Raw genomic sequence first — 25,346 nt, forward strand, 5'->3', positions numbered from 1 at the left:
CCCTCCGAATACAGCATCACCGGTCACCCCGTTGGATCAGCCGCGCGGCCTGACGGCGGCAAAGTACGCCGCTGTCGCCCCATCGAAAATCAACGAACGAATTCAACTTCGACGTGCGAGGTGACCAGCCGAGAACGACACCCTCGCTTATGCCCTCTTTTCGAGCGATCTGCACGTCCAAGGGAACACACAGTCCGCGCGAACACCCAACTTTGCGGCTCGTTCCCGAACGTGGTGCGTCAAGGCGACAAATAGCGGCTTTGGGCGCACCGGAACCAAACCACTTGCGTTATAGTATGCACATGTGCATACTTCAGCTAGGAGGTGTCCATGATCCGACAAGACTCAATCGAATGCCCGTGTGTCGAAGCCGTATACGCCAAGGAGCTTTCGCATCGTGCGGCAAATGCACTTCAGCAGGCTATCGCCGCGGTTCATCTCAGCAAGCGTGGAGCCGTCGATCTCGATGACGTCATGGTGCGCCTGCACGCGACCGCCGCCCTGCATCACGTCCTCCGCCGGTCCAGCGGCGGTCTTGTGAACGCCGCGGACGAGATCAATGACGTATGCGCGGCATCTGTTGCTGCGGCAGGCGCCGGCGACAACGTCACGATCGCAGTCGACCTCGATGCCGTACTAGCGGATAGGGCGGTTGTCCGCCCGGTCCTGATGATGGTCGCGGAATTGGTCTCCAATGCCGTCAGACACGCCTTCCCTAATAATACCGGAACGGTTTATCTCGAGATGCGACATTCCGGCATGACGACCTTCGTCGTGGTTGAGGACGACGGTGTGTGTGGCGGATGGCATCGCCCCGGCGGTCAAGGCGGCGACATCATCGACGGGCTGGCGCGCAGCGCGGGCGGCCGGGTCGTCCGATCCCTGACGCCCGGAGGGTCATCCCGGGTCGAAGTGATCCTGCCGAGTCTGGCCGTTGCCGCTGCGTCCCCCGTGGGCCACGCGTGACCCCGGTGACACCAGCGATTTCCGGCGCGATGATCCGTGACCTGCTGCTATGTGAGCGCAAGGCCGCACTCGACATTCACGGTGATCCCGTGCTGCGCGAAGCGGTGTCCGCCTTCACCCGAATGTTGTGGCGCGAAGGGCTCGCCCACGAGACGAAAGTATTGAGCGGCTTCGGCGAGGGTCTGGCCGATCTACGCGGCCTTACTCGATCGGAGCGGGAAAGCGGCACCCTCAGCACGATCGAAGCTCGGCTGCCCGTCATCCTCGGGGCCGTGATTCGGCACAACAACATGATCGGCATGCCGGATGTACTGCGGTGGACGCCGTCGGGATATGTGGCGTCGGAGGTGAGGAGCGGCGCGGCCCTCGAACGCGCCAAACGTAACTACAAGCAGGGTTATCTCGTTCAGGTTGCGCACTATGCCCACATTCTGGGGGCGTCGTGTCTGGAACGCACCGACGGCGCGGGCATCGTTGACCGCACAGGTTCCGAAACCCTTCATGATCTATCGCTCCCATTGGGACGCGAACGCATCTCGGGAACCGATCTGCGTCTGCGACTGCTGGACCGTGCCCGACAAGTGCGTGCGAATGCCGACGTGACGAGGGGTGCGCTCTCGGCGATCTGCTCGATGTGCGAATGGACGACCTTCTGCCGCAAGGAGCTTACCGCCGCCGACGTTCTCAAGCGCATCGCCGGCTTGGGGCGGGCGGTGCGTGGGTCCCTCGAGAAACTGGGCGATAGCGTCGGCGCTCTTGCGAACCTCGACACGACACTGCTCGACCCCCTTCCCGGCGTGGGCGCTGATCGACTGCAGCGCTTCCTCGAGCGCGCACGGTTCATCGCAGACCTCTGCGCCGGTCCCGTCGTACGTGCGCCTCTGGCCCTTACGAGGCCTGCGCATGCGATCGACTTCGACGTGGAGGCCGATCCGATCCGTGGACTGATCTATCTGCACGGGTTCTGGCACGTCATCGAGGGCAAGGAATGCTTCGTGCACTTCTTCGCGGAGACAGCGGACGAGGCTGGTGAGCGCGGGGCATTCGCCGAGGCGATCGATCACTTCCGTCAGTATCGGGACGCTCACTGGTTCCACTACTCGGCGTATGAACGGACCGCCTACCGAGGGCTGCAGCGCCGCCATCCCGAGGTCTGCGGCGAAGATAAGATCGATATCGTCTTTGCGCCCGAACGCTGCACCGACATCTATGCGATCATCGCGATAAAGAGCATCGCGAAAGCCTGCGGGTTTGGATGGGAGAATGTCGACCCCGGCGGTGCGAACAGCATCGAGTGGTACGACCGGTTCGTCGAAACAGGTGATAACAAACTACGAAACCGCATCGTGGCCTACAATCGCGACGACGTGATCGCCAGCCATATCGTCAGGGACGCGCTGGCCGAACTCGATACAACCGGCGTGATCGCGGCTTTCCGAAGGCCTGCCATATGACGGCCGCGCTGCGAGACTGGCTGCTCACGTGCCCCGAGGTCAAATGGATCTCCGCCGTGGCGCTTGAAGCCGCCGAAGCCGGCCTCTTCGACCTCCATTCAGAGATGGCGAAGGCGATCTCCGGCGGTGTTAGGATGGCCAGCCTGGGTGAGTCCCTACGCGTACAGCCCCGAGCTTACTATCAGCGTTCAGCGCGCATGCTGGCTCATCGGCGGAAAGGCTGCTCCCTCTCGCTCGTCTCGGACACGCTCGTTCTCACTGGTTCGATCTTTCAAGGCGTCGCAATATCGGAGTCGAGAGACTCTACGGTCCTCTATGTCCGTCAGGCGGTTCCGGAGATCGCCGCCATGGCATTGGTTGGACGAAACCTTGACGATCTGATTCGTATCGGCCGCTTCGAATTTTCAGGTTATCGGATCACCGAAGCGGAGCGGGACGAATGGGGGCTCGCCGTATGGTTCGACGTGCCACGCCTCGCCTTCAAGCACTTCATCTAACAATCGCTCCTTCATACGCGATTTCTGGGTTCGATGAGATCCGGATCTGGAACGATACCCAAAAGAAGCTCGTCCATCGTTACCCCGAGCGCGATCGCCAAGCGCGCCAGAGTCTCCACGGTCAGGTTCTGCCCGGTTTTCTCGATGCGGAACATCGAACTGACGTCGATGCCAGCACCGCGCGCGCATTCCGCCTGCCCGATGCCCAACCCCTTGCGAACCAAACGAATGCGTTGGCCCACGTCCGCGTGCAAAGTCTCCCTGGCACCGTGCGCAACGGCCTTACTGGGCCCCTTATCCCTGGTATCGTTCGATCGGCTCATCACAGTGATTGTATGATGGTGATCGCCATACCAGAAGCGACTTTTGTAAATTACATGGCGATGGTGAGAACTTTCACGGCTTACGACCGTGCGGATCGATATCCAGCCCTTGGGCCGCCACCATCTCGGACTGCCGGTAAAGCGGCAGATGATGGTCGAACTTCGAGACGACGACATGCGCCAACGTTGCAAATGTCGCCTTCCCACGGGCGACCGCCTTCACCGGGGCAGCCGCCTGGACGATTCTGTCACACGTCCGGCAGCTGTATTTCGGTCGGACGTTCCGCACCACGCGCCAGTGCACCGGCAGGACATCGAGCATTTCATGGGCGTCCTGCCCGAGGCGGCGTAGCGCACCGCCGCAGTCCGGGCGTGTGCAGGCGCCGGAGGCGGGTTCGTGGACGACCTCCTCGCGTGGCAGGTGGTCGGGCAACGCACGGACTGGTGCCGGTCGCCCGGGCGTGTCTGACAAGGCCGCGCCGATCTCCGGGACTGCGCTCTCGGTTTCCAGCTTCTCGAGCGCGAGTTCGAGCTGAGCGATCTCGCGCGTCAGCTTCTCGGAGGATACGCCGAACTGCATCCGCCGCATCCGGGCGATCTGCCCACGCAGTGTTTCGAAGAACAAGTCGCGGGCGGCGAGTGCTGCATTAGCTCGGGCGAGCGAGGCCTCCAGCACGGCGATCCGGGCCTCGGCATCAGATGGGGCAAGAGAGGCTTGCGACACCTCATTATCGTAGCAGTTCTCGCGCTCTCACACGAGCAAAAATGGCGGAAAAGCTCTGTTTTTAGCCTGCCAATGTTGGTGCTCATGTCCGCTCTGGACGTCGCCAGTCGATGCCCTCCAGAAGCATCGACATTTGCGCCGATGTCAGCGCCACAGTGCCGGTCGCGGTCGCCGGCCAGACGAAACGCCCCCGGTCCAGCGCATAGGCGTGAGCTGCGATCAGGAGCTCGTTGGCGCCGATCGGTTTGCCAGCGGCTTCAAGCTCAGCGCGGATCCCGCCATATTCGGCGTCGGCCGGGACATCGAGTGGAAGGATCTCGAGCCCGCCCAGAATGGCTTCGACTTGCCTCAATCGAATGGCATGGCCGAGGCGTTCGTTCGCACTCTCAAGCGCGATTATGCCCGTGTAAACCCCAGGCCGAATGCGCAGAGCGTGATCGACCAACTGCCCGGCTGGTTCGCCCATTATAACGAAGTGCATCCGCACCGCGCTTTGCGCTATCAATCACCCCGCGAGTTCATCGCGCAAACCTGCGAGGCCCTTTCAGGCCTTTAGGGGGCAACAACAGCGCCGGCCGCCTACCTTTACGAGGTGGGCTTTGGCGACCGGACGTAGGGGTGTGCCCCACGCACGATCTCAACAGCCTGCTCGATCGCCGCTAATTCAGCCGACTTGGCCTTCGGAGCGACCGTCCAATTCGATCGCGGATGCAAGACGATCGGGAGTGCAGTCACTGGACCGATAAGCTCTTTCCAGTGGCCCTCCGTTTTGCCGGCGACGTTCGCCAGGAAGTGCGCGAGCAGGCTTTGAATGTCATCGACACTCTTGGGCGCGTCGTGGTTTGTCAGGACGCTAATCCATTTTCCGCACAGCCGATCAACTGTCCGCCCGGCCGTAAGCCTCGCGGGGGTGGTCATGTGTTGGACCGGACGCGATCACAGCGGCGAAAAAGTCGGCCATCTGTTCGCTAGTCAACCTGACGGTATCAGACCAATCGTCAGGAAAATGTTCGCCTGGCTTAAACCCCTGATAAAAAAGGTCGGGTCGCACCTCCCAGAGCGTGAGCATTTTCTCCTTCGAGTTGTGCTTCACGAGATTGACCAGTCGACGAAGGTGATCGACCTCCGGTGTGACCACGATGTTGATTTCAGCCAAAGCGGCCCCGAGCTTAGTGTGGTTGTGCTTGGAAGATGTAAGCCCTGTTAGCTTTCTGACGACACGCTCCCAGGCATGGTAAAGCGCTATCATCATGCTCTTGCGCACCTCCATCTGGGTGCTCTCAATGTCCATGAAGTCGTAGTGATAGCCCTCGTTTGGATCGTTTAGAAGGTCACCGTCGGAATCGAACGTAGCTCCTTCAACCTCCCCGGCTGCAATCCTGCGATTGTTTTCTGCCATTTCGGCAGCGACGCGCTCCTCGTCCTCCTGCATCGCTCGCTCTGCAGCCTGCAAACCGCGCCGTACTAGGCCCACCGCAGTCTCGAGGTCATATGCGTAAGGGTTAAACTTCAGCCAGTTCATCGCTGGGTGATGCTTGACGGTCGACTGTTGGGTCAATCCGGCAACCGACAAAGTGGGTGAGATTCTGACAAAGGTGGTGAGACAGTCTCAGCCACTTTCCGCCGATTACCGTTTTACGATCGGATCGTAGGCACAGGCGTGATTGTGGCATGCCCCCGACGCCGGCAGCCCGTACACACGAGGCGCATGACTTTCTTTGCCACGTCACCCGCAAATCTGAATCGTTTGACAATCTTCTCCGAAGGGATGTTGATCGTCCGGCCGCACATGCAGACGATCCGCATATCGGACCGATCGCCGGCCCACTGCGCGAGCGTCACGTAACTCGTCTCTGCCTTGCCCGGCATTCAGCTTATGCTCGCTTGGCTGTTCATGGTGGTGTTACTTCCTCGTAGCAGCCTGCGCGCCGGAGCTGGCGGACAATCCCGTTGAACGCGGCAGTGACGCCCTGGGCGCGCCCTATCTCGTTCGTTTGCGACCCCGAATCCCAGTAGAGGGCCAACGGCCATTTCTCGGGGCAGTGCGGCAACAGACACCGCAACGCGAGCCGTACCTCCGGAACATCGACACGGGCGTCCGAGTATCGCGTGACGCCGGTGCGCAGGATATGCACGGACAGCGCGATTACGACGCGCTGATGTCGCGGCAGCTTCGACATGGATCAATGGAAGTCGTGCGACTTGAACCGCACAACCTCCTCCGGGTCCTTACCGTCCGCGTGGGGTGGCCAGTATTGATTGCGCGGCTCCGGTTGCCAGCCCTTGTCTCCGCGATCGGGCGAGCCCGGATGTTGCGCGGCATCGCCGCGTCCGGTCCGGTGCGGGAACGACATATCGCCAACGCGGTGGAGGAGGTCGCCGTGGTCGACGATCCGGCTGCAGATCACATGGATGATCTCGCCTTCCTTCTGCACCTGCCCCTTCATGCCGACCATCGACGCCGACATGATCGTTCGGCGTTGTGCCTCGAAACGATCGGGCCAGAGGATCCCATTAGCGATCCCAGTTTCGTCCTCGATCGTTATGAACAGCACGCCCTTGGCGGAACCGGGCTTCTGACGGACCAGGACAATGCCGGCGACCTCGACGTATCGGCCATCCCGAATGTTGGCGAGATCGGCGCATTTGGTGACGCCGCGCCTAGTCAACTCGTCGCGCACGAACGTCAGCGGATGCGCGCGAAGCGAGAGCTGCAGCGCCCGGTAATCTTCGATCACTTCTCGGCCGTCGGACAGCGGCCGCAGTGCGACGTCTGGCTCGAGGCCTTCCGCGCTGAAGGTTTCGGCCGATCGATCAGCTGCCGCGAAAAGCGGTAGCGGAGCCTCGCCGAGTCCCCTTACCTTCCAAAGTCCTTGCCGACGATCGACGCTGAAGCCGTGGAAGGCATCGCCGTCAGCCAGCTTTTCGATCGCGGCGCGCTGCACGCCAGACCGTCGCCAGACGTTCTCGACGCTCTCGAAGGGTGTGATCGTACGCGCGCCAACGATCTTCGCGCCATCAGCGTTCGACAGGCCGCGGATTTGGCGAAGGCCGAGCCGCACGGCAAGGTAGCGCCCGCCTGTCTTCTCCAGCGTGCAGTCCCAGCGGCTGGCGTTGACGCATGGCGGCCGCACCTCGACGCCGTGGTCGCGCGCGTCGCGCACGATTTGCGCCGGCGCGTAAAAGCCCATCGGCTGCGCGTTCATCAGCGCGGCGCAGAACACGTCGGGGTGATGATGCTTCATCCACGATGACGCGTAGGAGATCTTGGCGAATGAAGCAGCGTGGCTTTCGGGGAAGCCGTAGCTGCCGAAGCCCTCGAGCTGGCGGAACGTCCGCTCGGCGAACTCCCGCGGGTAGCCGCGTTCGACCATGCCCTCGATCAGCTTCTCGCTGAAGTGCGAGACACCTCCAGTGAACTTGAACGTCGCCATGGCGCGGCGCAGCTGGTCCGCCTCGGCCGCGGTAAAGCCCGCGCCGACGATCGCGACCTTCATCGCTTGTTCCTGGAAAAGAGGAACACCAAGCGTCTTCTCGAGCACCGCGCGCAGCTCTGGCCGGGGATATTCCGGCTTCTCGAGTCCCTCGCGCCGGCGAAGGTACGGATGGACCATGTCGCCTTGGATCGGTCCTGGCCGGACGATCGCCACCTGGATCACGAGGTCGTAGAAGCGCCGTGGTTTCATCCGTGGCAGCATCGACATCTGCGCGCGGCTTTCGATTTGGAAGGTCCCAAGCGTGTCCGCCTTCGAGATCATCGCATAGACGTCCGGGTCGTCGTCCTGCAGGTCCGCCAGCCCGACGCGTAGCCCCTTGTCCGCCTCGAGCATGTTGAAGGCGCGGTTCATGCAGCCGAGCATGCCCAGGCCGAGAACGTCGACCTTCATGAATTTCAGCGCATCGATGTCGTCCTTGTCCCATTCGATGATCTGCCGGTCTTCCATCGCGGCTGGCTCGATCGGCACCAGGTCATCAAGACGATCATGGGTCAGAACAAACCCGCCCGGGTGCTGGGACATGTGCCGCGGCACACCGATCAGTTTTCGGGCAAGCTCAAGCGTAAGGCGGAGCCGGCGATCGCCAATGTCGAGGTTGAGCTCCTCGACTTGCTTCTCGCCTACGCCGTCGGCCGACCAGCCCCAGACAAGCCCCGCCAATGACGAGGTAAGATCCTCCGGCAGACCAAGCACCTTGCCGACGTCCCGCACCGCACCCCGCGCGCGGTAGCGCGTCACGACGGCCGTCAGCGCGGAGTGGTTGCGACCGTAGGTTTCGTAGATCCACTGAATGATCTCTTCGCGGCGCTCATGCTCGAAGTCGACGTCGATGTCGGGTGGCTCGCGGCGCTCCCCTGACACAAACCTTTCGAACAGCAGCTCATGCTTGATCGGATCGATCGAGGTCACGCCAAGCACGAAACAGACGCACGAGTTGGCAGCCGATCCGCGCCCCTGACACAGGATCCCGCGCCGACGGGCTTCCCGCACAATCGCGTAGACGGTCAGGAAGTACGGCGCGTAGCCAAGCTCGCCAATCAGCCGCATTTCGTGCGTTATCTGGTCCGTATAAGCCTGCGGCACGTCGCCATCGAACATCCGCTCGACCGCTTCTGTGGCGAGCTTCTGGAGCGCTTCCTGGGCCGTCAGACCGTCGATCAGCTTCTCATGCGGGTACTGATACTGAAGCTCGCCAAGATTGAAGGTGCAGATCCGCGCGATGTCGACGCTGGCCTGCAACGCGTCGGGGTAGGCGCGGATCAACCGCGTCGAGCGGCTCTGTGTGCGGCGCCACCATTTGAAACTGCTCGAGCCCCATGCCGGGATCGATGCGCTCGATCCGCAGCTTCAGCAGCCGCAGGAGGTGAGAGACTTCCCGGGTTGGTCGAGACGTGCCCACCGCCACGATTTGCTCAGTGCCATCTACGCGCATTCCCGTCAGGCGGAGCGAACGTGCGCCAACGCCCTTCGCCTGCAGCAGCACGACGAGATCGCCCAAGAGGTCACCCATGACCTGTTCGATCGCCTCGGCCGTGCTGATCGGCTCCAGTAGCCGTCGTTCGACCGCCGGGACCTCGATGTCCTCCCGCGGTGTAATTGGCTCTGCGACACCGCCCAGGGCTTGATCCAAGCGCGTTATGGTTGGCAGTCCGAGCCGGCGCGCGAGGGGCCCGCGTGCGACCGGCAGGAGGTCCGCGATCCGCTCGAAGCCAAATTTGCGCGCAGCGGTCAACGCCGTGGGCGTCAGGCGCAGCGCGGCGATCGGCAACGGGCTGAGTGCCTCGACTGTGCCGTGCGGCTCGACGCGAGTAAGATCGGCTTTGCCGAAACGGGCCAGCGCGTGGGCGGCCCCCGGAGTATCGGCGACCGCGACGCGCGCGGTGAAGCCTGCACGACGGCAAAAGGCGAGCAGACGACGGCAGAACCGCTCTTCTCCACCGTGGAGGTGGTCGCAGCCAGCAAGATCAAGCCAAAGGCCATCAGCCGGAGTGACAGCCGCAATCGGCGACCAGCGCCGTACCGCCAGCAAAGCGAGGCGATCGAGGAGTGCTGCATTGGCTTCCGGCTCGAACGGACGAAAGTCGAGATCGGACACCAGCGCGCGGGCGTGGGTGGCGGCCATACCGGGATGGATGCCGAGCGCCTGCGCACCGGTGCAGGCAGCGACGACCTCCTCCCGCCGGCCGACCTTGCCGACGAGAGCAAGCGGCGCATGCTGGACTGGTACTACGATGGGTGGGACGACCAGCAGCGTGGGCATTTGCGCCTTGTACGGGTGGCTTGCCGCTTCCGATCGCCGGCCAAGCTCGCGCATGGGCGGCTTTGCGTGAACTGGAAGCGACGCGATCTGCGCCTCGACCTCTTCTCGCGACTGCGCGTTGGTCCGCGCCCACCTGGCACCAGGCCGCCAACCGCCGCCCCGCGGCACCGAACAGGCACCCGGGTCGTCGTCGACTGGCAGTTGCAAGGCGGGCCGCTCAGGCGGCCGCGTAGCGGGCCGTTCCAACCGTCTCAGCCGCTCGATGGCCAAGTTCGGCAGGAACAGCGAGACGACCCGTCTCATCGCTGCCCTCCAGTATAAGGGAAAAGCCCTCACCGCCGCGTTGCCGCGCTAGTTCGACCATCCATCTCGCGCGGCCTACACCCGCGACCTCCAGCCGCGCCGAAGGCGCGGAGCCGATCCGCCAGCGTGTCCACGCGGCGGATGGTTCCGAGAAAGGATCCTGGTTAAGGCCACGTCGGCGACGCAGCAAGAACACCGGCATATCGGCTTCCGCCGCCACTAGCTGCAGGCGGCGGGTTGCAACCATCGACACCTTGTTGGCTTCCGCCATGATCGCCGAGGGCGTCCCGTCTCGAACCGCGTCCTCGATTACGGCAAGTAACGCCGCGTCATCATAGGGCTGAGCATAGATGACATCTGATGAGGAAAGGCCTGCCTGAGCCAAAGCCGGTGCGTAGAGGTCGGTGCGGCACGTGGCCCACAAAACAGGACCGCTGGCATTGGCCGCCTCGCGCGCCGCAATACCGGCAAGGAACAGTGTCGTTGCGGCATCATCTACCAGTGATCCGCTACGCGCCGTCGCCTCGTGAAGCGCGCCAGCACGCAAGCCCCCGGCCGCAAGTCTTCTATCGATCTCGGTTACGCCAAACGGCAGCACGCGGTAGTCCGTGACCGGCGTGGCAATCGTCCGCAGATGGGCAAGGCTGGTTGCAAGGGACTCGGGGGCGGGGGAAATCATGGTCTAAGACTCTGCTCGTTCCCTTTATGTTCCGTTGCCAAGTCGTACATTGCAAGCACTTTGATCGTCCCGATCCGGGCTGATGACCTGCCTTCCCCCTCGGCGTACGAAGGGGAACAAAAAAAATACGAAGCGGCAACAAATGGCGAATTATTCGCTTTCGTTTGCCCGGTGGGTGACTCATAGAATCATCATGCCGATCCGCCCCGAGAACCGCTGGCTCTACCCGATCGACTGGCGGCAGCTGTCGCAGACGGTTCGGTTCGATCGCGCCGGGGCCAAGTGCGAGGGATGTGGTCGGCCGCATCTGCGCCGTGTGGTCCATCTCGGCGACGGACGCTGGTGGGATGCCGATGTCCGGTGCTGGCGGTCGGATCGCGGCAAGCGTATTTCCATGAAGACCGGGGTCGTGCTGGCGTCGATTCGGGTGACCTATGTCGTCCTGGCCTGCGCGCATCTCGATCACGATCCGGGCAACAGCGCCTCTTCGAACCTAAAGGCGCTATGTCAGCGCTGCCACATGATCCATGATGCAGCCGAGCATCGCTGGCAGCGCTGGTGGAATGTCTTTCGGCTCCGTGCGAGCCGCGATCTTTACGAGGATCCTCGCGTCACGCGCGAACGTGTCGCCAGCCACCAGAGATCGATGTTTCGGGCACGCATCGCTTCGGCTGCAAGGTCGGCGATCGGCCCCTGCCCTGAGGTGGCCTCATAGACTTCGGCTACATCGTGATCGGCAAGCTTATTCAGCATCAGCCGCACAGCCGCGACGCTGGCGTCATCCAGTACTGTCTTTTTCTCGTCGTTCGCCATGGCTAAGGTTCCGCCAATGTTTCCAATGGAGAACGATTAGCATGAACGTAAGTGACCTGGCCAAAGGCGTCGCGGAGGCGACCGGTTCGAACGAAGCCGATGCAAAGAAGGCGATCACCGCCGTATTCGACCAGATCGCAGCCGCCGCCGTGAAGGGCGAGGAAGTTTCGATTCCAGGGTTCGGCAAGTTCACGGTCAAGGACCGTCCGGAGCGCGAAGGCCGTAACCCCGGCACCGGTGAGGCGATCACGATCGCGGCTTCCAAGAAGGTTGCGTTCACAGCCGCCAAGGGGCTGAAGGACAAGCTGTAAGACGTGCGCGCCGACGAGTAACCTCGTCGGCGCCAACTTGAGGGATACGCTTCGTGTGCAACCGGTATCGTATGACGGCAAAAGACGTCGACCTCGCGGTCGCCTTCGGTATCCGGCCTCCATATGAAAAGGACGTGGAATACCCCGTCGGTGATATCTTCCCGACCGGCAAGAAGACCCCGTTCTACGGCAAGGTAATCGTGCAGGACGCCGCGGAACGTAAGCTCGAGCGGATGGAATGGGGTGTACCAACGCAGGTCCCCAGCGCGCGCGACCCTGCGGTTAAGTTAACGAAGTACGTGACGAACGTGCGGAACCTGAACTCCAGCTTCTGGCGATCGATGCTGACGACACCGGCGCGACGCTGTCTCGTCCCGGTCACCGCCTTTTCTGAATATGGGTTGGCACCTGGCGAGGACGGGAAGAAGCCCTTGCACTGGTTTGACGTGCCCAGCCGCCCAATCTTCGCCTTTGCTGGCATCTGGCGTCCGACCGAGCGCGGTGACGCCTATGGTTTCCTGACGACCGAGCCGAACGCGATCGTGGCGCCTATCCACCCCAAGGCCATGCCGGTCATCCTCCACGACGAGAATTACGAACGTTGGCTGACAGCGCCCTGGGATGAACTGAAGGAGCTTGTGGCACCGTACCCATCACAGCTCATGCGGTTGGACCGCGTTGCCCGATCACCTTAAGTCGCATGCTGGCTCAAATAAATGAACCGGTCCTCCCCTTGCTCACGTTGGTCACCCTATGCGCGTCTCAGGCCGCTCATTTGCTGATCGGGACTGTAGCGAGGTCGCGGTCGATCGCCGCCAGCACCGCGTCGGTGAACTGGGCTGGCAGGTACGTTTGCAACGCAAAAAGCGTCAGGCCTCGCGCCTTGCCCATCTGGGGGCTCAACAACACCGGCATGTGTTTCGAGAGGACCGCGCGAGCCTGTGCGTTGTCGAGCAGCTGCCCGATCGGAGTGGTCATCGTGGTGTAGTGCCCAGATGCCTTGGCTGCGGCTATCCTCTGACTCGCCTGCTCGATTTCCGCGCCCCACGGATCACGAGTAACCACCGTCCGTCCGTCCGTGGCAAAATCGGCGATCGTATCGTTGGCGTGAGTGTAGCGCGGCCATTGCGGTTGGCCGGAGCCGTTCGGATCACCGGCCTTCACGAAATTGGCCAGGTAGGTGCTGATCGCCTCGCCGGTCATCGCATCGCGTTTGGTTGTTTCTGCCCCGTACTTGATGCGGGTGTTGTCAAAGAAATACGGGATGTCGGCCGCATGCTGCGCGCCCGGCTCCTTCACCGACTCCGCGACATAGGAGAAGCGATAGCCCCAGATGGGCACGCCCTTCTCGGCGAGCAGCCCAGACGCCTCGCGCGCGCCAGCGATCATGAATCCGCTCTTGCCGCCGATGTCGGCGCTGGTCGCGCCTATTATCATCGGCATTCGGGCGAAACGGTTCTCCTCGTACGCCTTGCGGACGTCGACCACGACTTTGCCGTCAATGAACGGGCCGGAATTGGTCGGCGGCTCACCCGCGCGACCTTCCATGCCGGCCAAGCTGAGTCCGTCGGTCACCTCCTCAGCCGAGAGCGCGCGCAGCTGCTTCAGCGCTTCGGGAGCGCCAGGATCTATGCCCTTGGTGCGCGCGAAGTTTCCGCCGATCTTTTCGACGTCTTGAAGCGTGTTAGCGGTGTAAGTGCGAGCGTCGCCGCCCGACATTACCACGCCGCGGTTGAACAGACCTTTCGCCTGGGGCGAGGTTACGAGCGCGTGAACCGAAATCCCGCCCGCGCTTTCGCCGGCGACGGTGACGTTCGCTGGATCGCCGCCGAACGCGGCGATGTTGCGCTTCACCCATTGGAGGGCAGCGATCTGATCCATGATCCCGTAATTGCCCAACCGCCCTCCATCGGCGTTCGCTGCAGTCAACTGCGGTAGCGCGAAGGTGCCAAAGCGCCCGACGCGATAGTTGAAGCTCACGAACATGATGCCCTTTTTCGCGATGTTCGCACCCGCGTAGGTGGGCGGAGAGGCGCCGCCATTCACGAAGCCGCCGCCGTAGATCCACACCAGCACCGGCAGCTTCGCCTTCGCTCCCGCCGGTTTCCAGACGTTGACGTAGAGGCAATCCTCAGCGGGTGTGGTGCCGAGTGGCGCCGCATCGCTCGGGAACGGCTTCTGCATGCAGTCCGAACTATACTGCGAGGCATCGCGCACGCCGGTCCACTTGGTGGCGGGCTGCGGCGCACGCCAGCGTAGCGGGCCGATTGGCGGGGCGGCGAAGGGAATGCCCTTCCAACTATCGATCTTATCAGCGCTCCGCCCGCGCAGTGCGCCGGTATCGATATGGACTGTAGGTCCGGCCTTCTGGGCAACGGCGGGGGAACCGGCGGCGAGCGCAGCGGCAACGACGATAGTGCGGCGAATGATCATCGGGATCGGCTCCTTGGTGGCGGTCGATGCGGCAGGGTTGGGTGAAGGAAGCCTGGGAACGTGATGAATTGCTTTCGCAAGCACGCTGGCAAGAATGGTCAACGCAGTCGTCGCGGCACGGTGGACCGAGGGACTGCCTTGGTTATGGGCAGACGAGACTGGTATGGATCAGTATGGGGCGAAAGATCTCATCCGGTCGCCACAGAACCCGAACTGGCGCGGAAGATGGAGGCTACCTCGTTGCGTACCTGTTTGCCGCTCGAGAGCAGCGCTTCGCAGAGACGAAGTCCAGCCCCTGTCATCACGTGAGTGCCGCCAGCTTGCCAAACAGGGACCGCCCCACAGGGATCATCGTACCATGGTTCGCCCCGGCGGGAATCTGGATGCGGTCGGACACGTCGCGCCATGCCTGGCCGTCTCGAGACGCGACCGCCCCCCACTGCTTGTCTCTGTAGCGGTCGAAGAACATCCGCATTTCACCATCTACCTCAATTGCCGTTGGTCCCTCACTCCAGGCAGGCGTGATTGGCTCGGAAAGCGGCCCAAAACGCGGGATTGGGGATAGGGTGGCTTCGCACCATTGAATAACTTTTCGCAGCGGCTTGGTGCGTTCGTCTTTTACGAACATGATCGTGCGGCCATTGCGGGATAGGAAGGTCGCATCAATTACGCTGAAACCGGGATCGAAGAATTTGGTTGTTGGGGTGAACGACCGGAAATCGCGGGTTGTAGTGGCGTAGAGGCGATGATCGTTATACCCCACCGCGCCGACTGTACTTGCCCAGACGATGAGAAAGCAGCGTGCCGCATCGTTCCACGTCAGTTCCGGAGCCCAGCTGTTCTTGGTACCTGGAAACGCCGCCATCACTGGAACCGCTTGCTGTGCAGACCAGTGGACCAAGTCTCGCGACGAGGCATGCCCGATCGTCACTCCGGTCCAGCCCGTCGTCCACACCATGTGGTAGAGACCCGTCAACGGGTCGCGCGCGATCGACGGGTCACGCATAAGCTTGTTCTCCCCGACGGTCGGCACCAGCATGGGTAGGCCTCCACGCACTGGCCGAAACCGCCACCCATCATCGCTGATCGCCAAGCGCATCCCCGCGCCGCCATTGTCGGCGTTTTGGAAGTAGCTGAAAGCGAACCTGTCAGCAGATGATGCGGCGGGGGCTACGCGGGCCAGCGCTGGCATGGCCATGCTGGTCGCCAACGCAGCACAGAGATCGCGTCGGTTCATATTCTTAGCTCCTTCAACCTTTAATGGGGTAAGTCCAGGCCGCAAGTAGCCATCCGTACCGACGACGCGGGTCGGGACGTCTGTTAAACGACGGTCAGACGGGCCTTCTTCAAGTTAACCGTACTGTTACCCGCGAAAATCGTGAATGCGCCAGGTTCGACCGCCCACTTCATATCGGCGTTCCAAAAGGCAAGCGCGTCCGCATCCAGCTGGAAGGACAACGTCATCTTTTCGCCCTTCGCCAGTGAAACGCGCCGGAAAGCGCGAAGCTCTAACGTCGGTCGAGGAACGGACGAAACCATGTCGCGGATATATATCTGCACTACCTCATCCCCGTCGCGAGCTCCCGTGTTCGTGACGTCGACCTTGATGGTCACCGAATCGCCTACTTTGATACTGGCTGTATCGAGCCGAGGCTCCGATACCTCGAACGTCGTGTAGCTTAATCCGAACCCGAACGGGAAAAGCGGTGTCCGCTTACCTTCGACATACGGCACCTTGTCGGCCGACGGATGACGTCCGTACCAGCCTGGCAACTCGCCAGAGTTGCGGGGAAAGGCAACCGGAAGCTTGCCGCCAGGAGAGACCTTGCCGAACAAGGTCTGTGCGATGGCGTGACCTCCCTGTTCGCCGGGATACCACGCTTCGATCAGCGCATTGGCGCTGTCGGCCAGGCGAGTGACCGCAAGAGGACGCCCGTTGATGAGCACCGCAACGATTGGTTTTCCGCAGCTCAAAAGCGCCTCGACCAGAGCATCCTGATCACCGAACAGATTTAAAGTGCTCCGGTCGCCCGGCAGTGACGCCGCCACGGCCTCCCTTGTGACGCTCTCATTGTCGCCAACGCAAAGGACGATGACGTCCGATCTTGTAGCCAGCTCAACGGCCTGCGCGATGCGCTGACGATTGTCTGCAGCGGGAACTGACTTGATCGGCGTCACCTCGGGTCGCGTACCCACCGCCCCCGGCTGGGTGATCCAGGCACCATCTGCTTGCTCGATGACGACGTTTGGTCCCGCGGCCGCGCGCAGTCCCTCCAGAACGCCGACAGCCTTGATGGGCTCTCCTGCGTAGCCGCCACGCATCGGTTGAACACCATTGGGACCGATGACCGCCAGCCGCATCTCGCGCTGGGGATCCAGCGGCAGGATACCATCATTCTTTAGCAGTACGAGGCTCTTCACCGCGAGCGTTAGGGCTAGTGCAGAACCTGACGGCTCTTGCAGGACCCGAGCAGCTCTACGGGGATCGACGTAGGGATGTTCGAATAGACCGGCCTCGAACTTCAGTGCCAGTACACGCGAAACGGCCGCATCGACGACCGCCTGTTCGACCCTGCCGGCCCGAACCAGACCCACCAGTCTGGCGTAGGTGAAGCCTTCAGGCATATCGACGTCGACGCCTGCGTTAATCGCCAAAATCGCGGCTTCATCCTGATCAGCGGCCATCGCGTGGAGACTCGCGAGCTCTCCCACGCCGCCATAATCGCTGAAGTAGGCGCCCTTGAAGCCCAGCAAGTCGCGTCCCGATACCTGCAGAAGCTCCCGGTTGGCATGCGCTGGCACGCCCGCAACTTCGTTGTAGGAGGGCATCACGATCGCAGCTCCGGCTTGTATCGAGCGCTTGAACGATGGGAAGTAGACTTCGCGCAGCATCCGTTCGGACATATCCGACGGGCCTACGTTGAGGCCGTTTTGCGGCGTACCATGGATGAAGTGTTTCAACGTCGCAAAAATCCGATCGGGCGCGAGCGGTCTGCTACGGCCCTGTAGACCGCGCACCGCTGCGGCACCCATCTGCGAGACATGAAACGGATCCTCGCCGAAGAACTCCTCGCTGCGCCCCCAGCGCGGGTCACGGAGGACGTCGACAACGGGGCTCAGTCCGACGGTGATGCCGCGAATGCGCGCTTGCCGGGCAACAAGGGTAAAGGCCTCCTCGATCAGTTCCGGCTCCCAGGTGCTGCCGAGGGCTGTGGGAATCGGCAACATGGTTGCGCCTTTGATCGCTACGCCGTGCGCCGTCTCCTCATGAAACAGCAATGGTATGCCTAGCCGGATATGCTCGACAGCGAAGCGCTGCGCGTCGTTCATGAATTCGACCGCGTCTTCGGGCGATCGGAACGACTGGCTGCTGTACCTGCTCGTACCCGCCGTATCGGACGGCCGGGCTATCTGTCCGACGCCATTGGGGAACGCCGCTTTGGCCTTATCAATGGAAACGGCCCCCGTAGCGTTATCGATCAGCTTTCCCTTGGTGAACCAAATGCACTGAAGCTGCGCAACCTTCTCCTCGAGCGTCATTCGTGAGAGCAGATCGGCGACCCGCTTGCTGATGGGGACGTGCGCATCCCGATAGGTCGGCAGATTGGCTGCACGGAGCGGTGAGCAGAAGACTGAAAGTACCGACGCCGACGTCAGCAACGCGCGCCTAGACAATTGCATAACGTCTCTCCCAATGACACCATCGCCGCCACGTAATGAACTGATGACCTAGTGCCGCATCGTCAGGCGACCAGTCACACAAGAGCACCCGTAGCCGTCTGAAGGTTCTGCTGAGTACGGGTTGTTGACGTCCGGACAGAACCGCTTCGTTATTTTGCCGTTTGCGCTCGCGTCGACTTAAGAGCCTTCGATGGGCCGGACGGTCCCCTTTGTGATCCCACGTTCGTTCACGGCGTCGACGGCATAAAAGTAGCCGATCCCCTTTGTGAGACTCCCTACGTTCAGTTCGGTCCGACCATCGTAAACCTGATAGTTCTGGCTCAGAAGGTCAGGAGTGACGCCAATCCGGACAATATAGAATTGTGCATTGTCAGAGGGATTCCAACGTATCATCGCCCGACGCGGATCGCTCGTGTCACGAACCGCAGAAATTGGAGATGTGGTTCCCGGCAAAGGGTCGTCGCTTTGACCGAAAACCCTTAAATCGGACAGAGAAAACTTGCCGTTATCCGGCGAGTGCAGGTTCCGTATCTTAATGTACCGGACCCGATCCGCCTTCTTCAAGACCTGATAGTCATGTGGCGCATCGCGTCCCGTTCTATTTGCCGCCACAAGGCTATGCCACCGCTTGCCGTCGGCCGAACCTTCTACGACGTAACGGTATGCATCCGTACTGATACCTTTGCCTTCACTGTCCTGGTCCGCGAAGTTAATCTGCAGTGCCTCTACCCGCTTTACAGCCTCCAGATCGATCTGAAGCCATTCACCTGCGTCGCCAGTGCGCGCCGACCACCATGTACGGACCTCCTCGTCCACGGCGCGTTCTGGCAGCATTCCTTCCAGCGAAGAAGATGCCGTCACCGGTTTTCCGCGAGATAGCAGCATCCATCCGGTCAGGGCTCGGGTACCATTGACGTAGTGGGGATAGTCCCCGAGGTAGGTATCAGCAAAGATCTCGCCCCTCGAATTGAACCCGGCCGGGAACAAGCCGATCCGCCGCTCGTAGGGATGTCGACGCGCAATGCTCATCGTCGACACATGCCACCAATCCGGTCCCGACGCGTGTACCGTACTACCGTGCCCAGCGCCCGCTATGAAACCGGTCGGCTTGAACGAGAACGGGCTATAGGCTTGATAGACGAATGGACCCATAGGGTTGTCCGAGACTAAGACGCCGTCGGCGTAGGTCTTGTACTCGGTACCTGGAGCTGCATACTGCAGATAGTATCGCCCCTTGTACTTCGTCATCCAAGAGCCTTCGGTGTAGGTCGGCTTAGTTACGCGCTGATTATTATCACCCGTGACTTCCCAACCTCGTGTCTCCTTAGACTGCGCCTCTTTGATGAGGCTTTCACGTATTGGTAAGAACGTCTTTCGATCCAACTCAACGACCCGAAGTGGATTCGTCGCGCTGAGCCCTTCGTAGACATAGAGACGCCCGTCATCGTCCAGGAACAAGCAAGGGTCGCCATATCCCGATATATCCCCCGCCTCACGCCAGGTCCCCTTGATCGGATCTTCGGCTACCCATATCTTTTTAACGTTCTCACTCGTCGCTAGGTAAAGTTTACCATCCATCTCGAATACCGTCGGGGCATACTTATCGACGTCGAACCCGGTGGGTTGAACGAATGTCCAGTTCAAAAGATCGCGCGAGTACCAGTAGCCTTTCGAGTGCGACGCAAATAACCAGTATAGACCGTGGAAACGAATGAGTGTCGGATCGGCTGCTTCCCGATATGCTCGCTTCTGGGGCTGGTAGCGATACGGCAGGTTGACCGGGTTCGCATATGTTTGAAGACGACTGCCACCACTCAACGGGTCTTTCGCGATCGCCGTGCCCGATTGCGTCGAAGCCATACCCATCGCGAGTAGAAGAACGCTGTACTTCATCTGTATTTCTCCGGTCATCGGCTTATGTGGCCACCTGAAACCAAAAGGCAGCGCATGTACGAACTACTCGCGGGCTTGCCGGCTCTCCCCTGACCGTCGGCGATGTCACGAGGAGAGCCGTGCTAGCCATTAGCCAATCCTGCTCGGATGGCGCGATGGCGAGCGTACATTCAAGTCAAAGTGCAACTGACCACCAGCTAAGCCATCCCAACGAGAACCTACCTGCTGCCGAACGAGAACCGAACGCTGAGGCCCGCCTCGAATGGAGGCGTATAGGTCACCTCCGCATAGCCGCTGCTGCCAAATGTCGTTGCATTCTGCCCGCCATCCCCAATGTTTGCCGGCTCCCGGCTTAGCAGGACACCTGCATTGAGCAGGTTTCGTGCAAATATCCCGACGTCCCAAGCTGAATTTTCAGCTCGCAGTCCCGCGTAGAGGTTCACCAGCGTATAATTGGGCACTCTGTAGCCGATATTCCGTCGAGGGTTCTCCGGATAATATGAGGCCAGCCCTCTCAGGTACAGTTCAGACTGCCCCACGGGATAGCGTATCTCGGACTGTGCCGTTGCACTCCAGATAGGATCGCGTGAGACCGATTGTCTTGTTAAACACTGGGCGATGAATACGTTTGCTGCGCGGAACTGAGCGATAGTTGGCACACCGGTATCCGGTTTTCCATCAAAGTTGCTGTCGCGGCAGGGTACGAGGTCATTGTCCACCTTGCCGTCCGCGTAGCTCCCCGTCACACCGAAGCTCCACAATGGCGTGATCGCGAAATTGACGTCGGCGTCGAATCCCTTCACGACCGCATCCGCCGCGACGTTGATGGCCGCCGCCCCCACGTTGACGTTAGCAGCGCTGCTTGCCAGGTACGGTACAGCCTGCGTCAGGAAGTTAAGATTTTTGAACTTTTGATAAAAACCAGCGACATTCAACCGGAGCCGTCGGTCAAAGAAGTTGGTCTTTATACCCACCTCGTAGGAGGTGGAGGTCTCATTTGGCAAAAACAACAGTGCGTTGAGTGAGGGGGCGTTTTCGCCGTTCGTTATGAAGAAGTTATTACCGCCACGCCGCCATGAGCTACCAACTGTTGCGTAGGCTAGAATTTCGTCATTCAAGCGATGAGATAGCGATGCACTGTAAACAATTGGGGTGTTACGATCGCTACTTGCCCCGCCGCCCGCGGGCGTATTCAAGTTCAACGGAACGTTGCAGAAGCCTGCATAAGGAGAGCTTGCAAGGCCGGCCAGAGCGCAAGGCACCGGCACGGCCGCTGCTACGACCCCCGACGTCAGAAGCACACCGATGTTGGCGTCCTGCTTCGAAATGATATACCGAACGCCGCCCGTCAGCTCGGTTTTCGATCCGATCTTAAGAGTGGCATTTCCGTAAAAAGAGTCTTCGACATTCTTTGATCGACTCGTGAGCCCCACGCCGAGAATGTATGTCGGATCGAAAAGTTGAGGGTTTGGAGCGTCGGCCGGCGACCCGTAGGCCCCTGGCAGATAGGATCCGATCGTAGTCCCATTCAACCCAACCTTGCTGAACGAGTGAAAGTAACCGACGGCATAACTGAAGATTGAACTCTTGTTATCGGACGCCAGCCGTAATTCGTGTGATTGAACCTTGGAGATGGCAGGCAGGATCTGGAACGCGTCTCCCCTCACCAAGTTCTCAGAGTCGACAGTGTTGCGTGCCACGCCGTCAGTTTTGGAATAGCCGCCAATATAGGACAGCGTGTGACCGGGTAGAGACAGGTTCGCCCCACCCGTAATTTGGTGGGTGCGCTGATTGTTGAAGAAGGGAGTTTCGGCAGCACCTAAGCGATCGCCGCCTCGTATCACTGGACCGTTATAGCCTGCCGGAGCGGTTGGGACAAAGCCCCCAACGGCGCCATTACCGGCTGCCTGCAGATACTGCCGGCTGCTCGTATGCGTATACTGATAGACGACATTTGCATCGAATCCATCGAAGGGTGCGATCGCAACGCTTGCGCGACCGCTCTCAGTATTCCGGAATGGATCAACTCCGCTGTTGACGCTCTTAACAAAATTACCCGGTGATTGATCCACAACGCCCGAAAGACGAATCGCGAGGCGATCTGAGATAATGGGCACGTTTACAGCCGCTTGACCGTTTATCGCGCCTTTTTGCGTGCCCAGCATGCTGACATAGCCACCGACCTCATTTAGATCCGGCTTCAGGCTAGATAGCAGGATGGCTCCAGACGGAGCGGTTCGCCCGCGCGAGGTACCTTGCGGACCACGCAGAACCTCTACGCCCCCCACATCGTACAAAGCCTGAAATACCAGAGATGCGCTGGTCGGAACCTCATTAAAGTAGATATCGACCGTGGGTGATGGTGAAGATCCGGCATCGTAGCTGACGCCACGAATGGACGGAGCTGGTGCTCCTCCGCTATTATAGTTTCCGGTATTCAACGTGAGGCCAGGAACAACCGCAGCAACGTCTTGAAACTGCGTGAAGTTCAACTTCTTGATAGTATCACCGCTGATCGCCTGGACCGTTGCAGGAACGTTCTGCAGGCTTTCGTTCTGTCGCCGGGCCGTGACGACGATGTCGCCGGGAGCACCGTCGGTGACGCCTGTCGAGTCCGTTTGCGTGCCGCTGTCTTGACCGGGGGCCGACGGAGTTTGCGTCTGGTCAGAATTAGCTGCCGCTGCGGCGCTACCCGGCGCGGGGACCGCTTGCTGAGCCTCAGCGGCGCTTGCACCGACGATGGTCGCTGCACCGCAAAGCAAAGTATACATCAAGCGCTTCATTCTTACCCCTCCTGACACGGCCGAATTAATCTCGACAAGCCAATCGAACGCTGGCGTTCCTTTTGCTAAGCTAAATAGCACGCAGCCGTCAACGAATCTTTTCGTCATGGCTAGATAAGGGGCCTCGGGTCGCGGCTAGACCTACTATGAGGTCCTACCTCCACGGTAGCGGTGTCGCGTTGGACAGCAAAGCGCAGGCCTCGCCAATTGCACCGGCAAAGCATCCGCTGGGAATCATAGAGCAACCTGCAAAAACGCTTTGGACCGACCGACTCCGCCCAACGTCATCGATGATGGCCTGACCAGCGAGCAGGCATGTCTCTGCTCGCGGCTTCGCCAAAATGGGTTCATCAAGTGGGGGATGCCGAAGTCGGGCGGGCGCGTGCCTCACTAGAGCGGTTTCTGATCAGTCTGCATCGTAACCAGCGGCTGCGAAATAGTTCGAGCATTCCTGGGGCGAGTAGAGGTCGACGATACGGCCGATGGCATCCCACAGGCCGTGGATGGTCCGCTCGGCCGCTTTTCGCAGATGGGCCTTCAGCTTGGAGAAGGCCATCTCGATAGGGTTGAAGTCCGGGCTGTAGGGCGGAAGGAACAGGAGCCTGGCACCTGCCTTTTCGATGGCGGCGCGTACGGCTTGGGCTTTGTGGCTCGATAGATTGTCCATGATGACGATGTCGCCGGGTGACAGTTCAGGCACAAGGACGCGGGCGACGTAGGTGGTGAAGGCGTCCCCATTCATAGGCCCGTCAAGCACCCAGGGTGCGACCATGCCGGAGCGACGCAGCCCGGCTGTGAAGGTGGTGGCCTTCCAATGTCCGTGCGGCACGCCGGCGCGCAGCCGCTCGCCGCGTAGAGACCTGCCATAGCGACGCGCCATGTTGGTTGAGGCCCAGGTTTCGTCGATAAAGACCAGTCGTTCGGGATCGAGATCGAGCTGGCTGTCGAACCACTCCTCGCGCCGCTTCAGGATGTCGGGGCGGTCCTGCTCGGTCGCGTGCGCCGTCTTTTTTTACGCGTGATCCCGCGGCGCGCGAAGAACCGCCATATCGTGCCGAGCGCAACCTCGGTGCCGTGGTCGGCCAGCAGCGCCTGCAACTCTGCCAGTGTGATGTCGGGTGTCGTCTCGACCGTACCCAGGATCAGGTCCGCATGCGCCTCGATCTTACCCGAACGCCGATCGCCACCCTGCTGCTGAGGCTCCGGCGTCCCGTGCAGCATCACGCGCTGCTGCCAGCGGATCGCGCTTGCCGCGCTGACACCGAACCGATCCGCCGCCTGTCTGCGCGACAGGCCGCCCGCAATCGCCGCCACTACCCTGTTCCGAAGATCCGCTGATAATGCTCGTGCCATCCATGCTGGCCTCCAGCACCAGCAAGGATCGTGAATCAGAAAAGCGCCTCCGTGGGAATCCCCTACGATTCAGCAAGGTGAGAAACCGCTCTAGTGGTCGAAGAAATAAGCGCCAACAAGAGGTCTGCGGCCTTACCGTCCGATCGGGCGGGGCATCGTCCGTAATTGTTCTAGAACGCCGCCCGACCACCTGTGAGGACCGCGATTAGACGTGCTAAGTAGACTTCGCCGTCCTTTTTCGGGATGTCAGCATAGCCCAGATGAGCCCACCAGCCTGTAAGAGCGCTAACGAATATTAGCGCCGCGCCTCGAGCATCCGTCGTGGGCCATCCGCCTTCTTTGCTAAAACGCTCTATCTCATTGGTTAATTCGTCAACGAGCCTGTCGTGAGAGTCCTTTCGAAAGTCCTCTGCGAGTTCCGGAAAGTGGCGACTCTCACTGAAAAGGAGGTGCGAGAACGCTTGGACCTCTTTGTCTCGGAAGGCCTCGATAATCAGAGATCCGCGCCGGTAAAGAAGGTCGAAAAGATTGGCATCTGGCTGCTCGGCGATGCCAGGCGCCTTGTCCTCCCAAGCTTGCAGGCGCTCGGCAATGAGCTGGCGGAACAACTCATTCTTTGATGAGAAGCGGGTATAGAGCGTGCCTTTTGATATGCCAGCGTCAGTGGCTATCGCCTCCATTGACGTCATTGCATACCCCTCTGATAGAAAGCGGCGCTGGGCAGCACGCAAGATATGCTCTTGAATGGCTTTCGCCTGCGCAACAGACGGTCGCCCGATTTTGGGAATATAGCTCTGTTCGCCCCCCTGCGGGCGCGTTGTAATTGGCTTTCCGGGCACTCTGTCGGTTTCCTAATGCGATCGAATAAACGGCGTATAGCCGTTTAAACCCATCTCACCAGACGGCGGTGATACCGCGGAGCGCCTTCGCGCCCGATTGCCGCGTCGTTATAACGCGGCAATCGGGCCAACGCTTTACTTCTTGGACGGCAACTTCGCGAGATCGGCGTCGACGCTGGCCAGGAGCTGATCGGTCAGCGTGTCCGAGGCATAGGCCGAAACTTCCTTGAGCGTCATCGAGCGGGCTTGGTTGATCTGCTCGCTTTTGAACATCTCTGGGATATGCTTGTTCAGCACCGCCATCGATGCGGGATCGTCCATCAACGTACCCAAATCCGTGTCGGAGGTTGTGTAGTGCGTTGGCGCGACGGCCGACGGCGCCGGGGTCGCCGTCGGAGCGGTCTGCGCTGCGACTGGCGCGGCAACAGCTAGCAAAGAGCCGACAATAATAGCTTTGATCGTCATTTCGTTCATCCTCTCGAACGTTAAACCTACGCAGTTCTTAAGTCTATCAAACGATACTGCACCGTTCGATAT

The 25,346-nt window shown here is 60.7% G+C and carries 21 protein-coding genes and 2 pseudogenes; 7 read left to right on the forward strand and 16 right to left on the reverse strand.

The window, feature by feature from the left end:
• Window positions 1-330: 330 nt before the first annotated feature.
• From C8J40_RS20300 to C8J40_RS11100, 3 genes are read left to right on the forward strand one after another with little or no spacing between them, the layout of a single operon-like run.
• Window positions 331-966 (forward strand): sensor histidine kinase, encoded by a 636-nt coding sequence (locus tag C8J40_RS20300; RefSeq protein ID WP_165911422.1) that lies wholly within the window; start codon window positions 331-333, stop codon window positions 964-966.
• Window positions 967-995: 29 nt separating this feature from the next.
• On the forward strand, window positions 996-2,420 hold the full coding sequence (locus C8J40_RS11095; RefSeq protein ID WP_165911423.1) for a TM0106 family RecB-like putative nuclease: 1,425 nt from the start codon (window positions 996-998) through the stop codon (window positions 2,418-2,420).
• Window positions 2,417-2,917 carry a hypothetical protein gene (locus tag C8J40_RS11100; protein ID WP_132897093.1) on the forward strand — a complete coding sequence of 167 codons (501 nt, stop codon included), beginning with the start codon at window positions 2,417-2,419 and terminating at the stop codon, window positions 2,915-2,917. The genes C8J40_RS11095 and C8J40_RS11100 overlap by 4 nt, the downstream gene beginning before the upstream one ends.
• A gap of 11 nt (window positions 2,918-2,928) precedes the next feature.
• Here the strand turns inward: C8J40_RS11100 and C8J40_RS20305 are convergent, their stop codons facing one another.
• The 3 genes from C8J40_RS20305 to tnpB form a co-directional block, all read right to left on the reverse strand.
• Window positions 2,929-3,240, reverse strand: a complete 312-nt coding sequence (locus C8J40_RS20305; protein ID WP_207901203.1) for a helix-turn-helix transcriptional regulator — start codon at window positions 3,238-3,240, stop codon at window positions 2,929-2,931.
• 73 nt (window positions 3,241-3,313) lie between these two features.
• Window positions 3,314-3,964, reverse strand: coding sequence for an IS66 family transposase zinc-finger binding domain-containing protein (locus C8J40_RS11110; RefSeq protein ID WP_347812464.1), 651 nt, complete (start codon window positions 3,962-3,964; stop codon window positions 3,314-3,316).
• 82 nt (window positions 3,965-4,046) lie between these two features.
• Entirely contained in the window at window positions 4,047-4,364 is a 318-nt protein-coding gene (gene tnpB, locus C8J40_RS20735) for an IS66 family insertion sequence element accessory protein TnpB (protein ID WP_243693362.1), read from the reverse strand.
• Between tnpB and C8J40_RS11120 the strand changes: the two are divergent.
• Window positions 4,311-4,520 (forward strand): annotated as a pseudogene (locus C8J40_RS11120) (integrase core domain-containing protein); the annotation flags it as partial. The gene tnpB and the pseudogene C8J40_RS11120 sit on opposite strands and share 54 nt — an antisense overlap.
• A gap of 321 nt (window positions 4,521-4,841) precedes the next feature.
• On the opposite strand, the gene C8J40_RS11125 reads toward C8J40_RS11120, so the two are convergent.
• The 5 genes and pseudogenes from C8J40_RS11125 to C8J40_RS11145 form a co-directional block, all read right to left on the reverse strand.
• Window positions 4,842-5,486, reverse strand: a complete 645-nt coding sequence (locus C8J40_RS11125) for a hypothetical protein (RefSeq protein ID WP_132897096.1) — start codon at window positions 5,484-5,486, stop codon at window positions 4,842-4,844.
• Between the two features lie 370 nt (window positions 5,487-5,856).
• Complete coding sequence (locus C8J40_RS11130; protein WP_132897097.1) at window positions 5,857-6,144, reverse strand: hypothetical protein; 288 nt, start codon at window positions 6,142-6,144, stop codon at window positions 5,857-5,859.
• Between the two features lie 3 nt (window positions 6,145-6,147).
• Window positions 6,148-8,715 (reverse strand): annotated as a pseudogene (locus tag C8J40_RS11135) (error-prone DNA polymerase); the annotation flags it as partial.
• A complete protein-coding gene (locus C8J40_RS11140) occupies window positions 8,627-10,024 on the reverse strand; it encodes a DNA polymerase Y family protein (RefSeq protein ID WP_347812465.1) in 1,398 nt (465 codons plus the stop codon). The pseudogene C8J40_RS11135 and the gene C8J40_RS11140, both read right to left, overlap by 89 nt.
• Entirely contained in the window at window positions 9,939-10,703 is a 765-nt protein-coding gene (locus C8J40_RS11145; RefSeq protein ID WP_207901204.1) for a protein ImuA, read from the reverse strand. Before C8J40_RS11145 ends, C8J40_RS11140 begins: the two co-directional genes overlap by 86 nt.
• A 193-nt stretch (window positions 10,704-10,896) precedes the next feature.
• Between C8J40_RS11145 and C8J40_RS11150 the strand changes: the two genes are divergently transcribed.
• From C8J40_RS11150 to C8J40_RS11160, 3 genes are all read left to right on the forward strand, one after another.
• Window positions 10,897-11,418 (forward strand): hypothetical protein, encoded by a 522-nt coding sequence (locus tag C8J40_RS11150; RefSeq protein ID WP_243693339.1) that lies wholly within the window; start codon window positions 10,897-10,899, stop codon window positions 11,416-11,418.
• A 139-nt stretch (window positions 11,419-11,557) separates the two neighbouring features.
• On the forward strand, window positions 11,558-11,827 hold the full coding sequence (locus C8J40_RS11155; RefSeq protein WP_132897098.1) for an HU family DNA-binding protein: 270 nt from the start codon (window positions 11,558-11,560) through the stop codon (window positions 11,825-11,827).
• Window positions 11,828-11,880: 53 nt separating this feature from the next.
• Window positions 11,881-12,522 carry an SOS response-associated peptidase family protein gene (locus tag C8J40_RS11160; RefSeq protein WP_279432590.1) on the forward strand — a complete coding sequence of 214 codons (642 nt, stop codon included), beginning with the start codon at window positions 11,881-11,883 and terminating at the stop codon, window positions 12,520-12,522.
• Between the two features lie 76 nt (window positions 12,523-12,598).
• On the opposite strand, the gene C8J40_RS11165 is transcribed toward C8J40_RS11160, so the two are convergent.
• The 8 genes from C8J40_RS11165 to C8J40_RS11200 form a co-directional block, all read right to left on the reverse strand.
• Window positions 12,599-14,260, reverse strand: coding sequence for a carboxylesterase family protein (locus C8J40_RS11165; RefSeq protein WP_132897100.1), 1,662 nt, complete (start codon window positions 14,258-14,260; stop codon window positions 12,599-12,601).
• 301 nt (window positions 14,261-14,561) lie between these two features.
• Window positions 14,562-15,497: a glycoside hydrolase family 43 protein gene (locus C8J40_RS11170; RefSeq protein WP_132897101.1), complete on the reverse strand. Its 936-nt coding sequence runs from the start codon at window positions 15,495-15,497 to the stop codon at window positions 14,562-14,564.
• 83 nt (window positions 15,498-15,580) lie between these two features.
• Complete coding sequence (locus tag C8J40_RS11175) at window positions 15,581-17,800, reverse strand: glycoside hydrolase family 3 N-terminal domain-containing protein (RefSeq protein WP_243693340.1); 2,220 nt, start codon at window positions 17,798-17,800, stop codon at window positions 15,581-15,583.
• 318 nt (window positions 17,801-18,118) lie between these two features.
• The gene (locus C8J40_RS11180) at window positions 18,119-19,834 is read right to left on the reverse strand and encodes a family 43 glycosylhydrolase (protein ID WP_165911425.1); all 1,716 of its coding nucleotides are present in this window, start codon (window positions 19,832-19,834) and stop codon (window positions 18,119-18,121) included.
• A 218-nt stretch (window positions 19,835-20,052) separates the two neighbouring features.
• Window positions 20,053-22,617: a TonB-dependent receptor gene (locus tag C8J40_RS11185; protein WP_132897104.1), complete on the reverse strand. Its 2,565-nt coding sequence runs from the start codon at window positions 22,615-22,617 to the stop codon at window positions 20,053-20,055.
• Between the two features lie 406 nt (window positions 22,618-23,023).
• Window positions 23,024-23,970 (reverse strand): IS630 family transposase gene (locus C8J40_RS11190; protein ID WP_132897105.1). Its coding sequence is split into 2 segments (ribosomal slippage): window positions 23,024-23,631 and window positions 23,631-23,970, totalling 948 coding nucleotides; the frame shifts between segments, so codons are not numbered across the junction.
• A 170-nt stretch (window positions 23,971-24,140) separates the two neighbouring features.
• Complete coding sequence (locus C8J40_RS11195; RefSeq protein WP_132897106.1) at window positions 24,141-24,809, reverse strand: TetR/AcrR family transcriptional regulator; 669 nt, start codon at window positions 24,807-24,809, stop codon at window positions 24,141-24,143.
• Window positions 24,810-24,944: 135 nt separating this feature from the next.
• On the reverse strand, window positions 24,945-25,274 hold the full coding sequence (locus C8J40_RS11200) for a hypothetical protein (RefSeq protein ID WP_132897107.1): 330 nt from the start codon (window positions 25,272-25,274) through the stop codon (window positions 24,945-24,947).
• Between the last annotated feature and the right edge of the window lie 72 nt (window positions 25,275-25,346).

This window comes from Sphingomonas sp. PP-CC-3A-396, assembly GCF_004343105.1.
Taxonomy (GTDB): Bacteria; Pseudomonadota; Alphaproteobacteria; order Sphingomonadales; family Sphingomonadaceae; genus Sphingomonas.